This is a genomic window from Thauera phenylacetica B4P (assembly GCF_000310225.1).
In the GTDB taxonomy this organism is placed as follows: domain Bacteria; phylum Pseudomonadota; class Gammaproteobacteria; order Burkholderiales; family Rhodocyclaceae; genus Thauera; species Thauera phenylacetica.
In genome coordinates this window covers 1-2168 of record NZ_AMXF01000396.1, presented here as the reverse complement: position 1 = coordinate 2168, position 2168 = coordinate 1, and the positions used below count along the sequence as shown (strand labels likewise).

At 74.8% G+C, this 2168-nt stretch carries 1 pseudogene; it reads left to right on the top strand.

Annotation, left to right across the window (positions count from 1 at the left end):
- A pseudogene (locus C667_RS22395) lies at positions 1-2168 on the top strand (RHS repeat-associated core domain-containing protein); the annotation flags it as partial.

Below are 2168 nucleotides of genomic sequence, written 5' to 3'. Positions count from 1 at the left end.
AAGCGCGCTCGCCGACACGAAGCCCGCAGGCCCCGGCGCAGGCGCCGAGCCTGCCGAGCCCGCCGCGCCGACGTCGCCGCGCGCAATCCTCCGTGCCAGCGTCGTCCCCGGCCGCGAACACCGCGTCGAGCTGCGCTACAACGCGGCGGGACAGCCCGTCGAGCTGCGCGAAGCCGGCTTCAGCCCGATCGACGCCGAGGGCCGGCCGAATCCCGTGCCGATCGAACGCCGCCTCACCTGGCGCTACACCACGATCAACGGCCGCAGCGTGCTCGCCGAGCTCGACGGCCCACTCCCCGACAGCCCACTCCCCGACAGCCCACTCCTCGACGGCCCACTCCCCGACGGCCCGGACGCCAGCCCGCGCGACAGCGACCTCGTCCGGCTGCACTGGGACGCGCGTGGCAGCTTCATCCGGGCCCTGGAAGGTCCCGGCGGCCGGCGCAGCGAGATCGACTCCGACCCGACCACCGGCCTGCCGCTGCGGGTGCGCGATGCCGAAGGCCGCGAGACCCGCCTGCGCCACGACGCCGCCGGGCAGCTGATCGAGTGGCGCAGCGGCGCTCCGGGCGAAGCCCCCGAACGCATCCACGCCGCCGCATACGACGCCCTCGGCCATCTCGTCGCGCTGCGCTCCGGCGAAGATGAAGAGAGCCTGCGTCCGCGCTGGCTGCGCGCCTTCGATGCCGCCGGCCGCCTGCAGTGGCACGCCGACGCGCTCGGCATCCTGCACACCTGGGCCTACGATCCCGAGAGCCGCGTCATCGAGGCCGCGACGCGCAGCGCCAGCCGGCTGCTTCGCCGCAGCAAACGCTACGACGAGCACGGACGCCTGGTCGACATCGGCGACGACACCGGCTTTCGGCGCAGCCTGCACTACGACGCCGCCGGCCGGCTCGTCGGGCTCGTGGACAGTCACGGGCGAGATTTGCTGCAGGCCGCGCGCCACATCGACGGCGACGCCACGGCAGCACGAGGCACGGCCCCCGCGCACCCGCGCATCGTTCATGACGACTTCGGACGAGCGGTCCTCGAACGCAGCCCCGACGCCGGGACGCGCTGGCGCAGCTTCGACGCCGCCGGCCGCCTCGTCGCCATGGGCGACGCCCTCGGCCACCGCGCGCGCTACACCTGGGACCCGCGCGGCCGCATCCTCGCACAGCAGATCACCGACGGACGCAGCGGCGCCGCCGAGACCACGCGCTGGCGCTACGACGGCCCCCGCCTGATGGAAGTGGCGCATCCGAACGGGCGCGAACGCTACGAATACGACCCGCGCGGCTGGCGCAGCGCGCGCATCGTGAGCCTGAAGCGCGACGGCGGCGAGCTCACCGTCGTCACCCGCTACGAGCACGACGCCGCGGGGCGCCTGGTCGCCACCCAACTGCCCGACGGCAGCCGCCTGCGCTACGAGCGCAACGGCCAGGGCCAGGTCGTCGCGCTGAAGCGCCAGCCGGTGGCGACGCCCTGGCTGCGCGGGCTGGCGCGCGAGCAGACCATCGCCAGCGCGTTCGAGCGCGACCTCTTCGGGCTACGCGCCTTCCAGGCCGGCAACGGCGTGCGTACGGTGCACGAGCGCACCCGCGCCGGCACCCTGGTCCGCGTCGTTCATCTGCGCGCCGACGCGCGCGACACCCCGGTCCGCAATGCGCGCGCGCTGCTGCCGATCGAACCCGGCCAGCCGCTGGCCACGCGCATCGAGCGGATCTTCGGCATCTCCGCGGCGCACGCCGCGGGGGCGGGCACCGAGGCGAACGCAGCCGAGCCCGCCGAAGCGGCAGGTCGCGAAGCCACCGAGGGTGCGAAGCCGCCGCAGGAGACCGCCGCAACCGCCGACACCCCCCTGCTCGACTACCGCTACCTCTGGGATCCCGAAGGCAACCTGCTGCACGAACGCCGCCACGAACCCGACGGTCCGCAACCCTCGACACGCCGCAGCCAGGCCTACGACCTTCGCAACCAGCTCGTCGCCAGCGTGGAGTGGCGGGACGACGGCGAGGCGCCGGCCGAGACCGGCGTGTGGCGCTACGCCTACGACCGCCACCAGCGCCGCGTCCTCGCGCAGCACGGCGCCCGGTCGCAGCAGGAAACGACCGGCCACACCCGCCCGACCCGCTTCGCACCCGGCAGCCACCGCGCGCTGCCCTCGAGCCAGCATCCGGCGACCG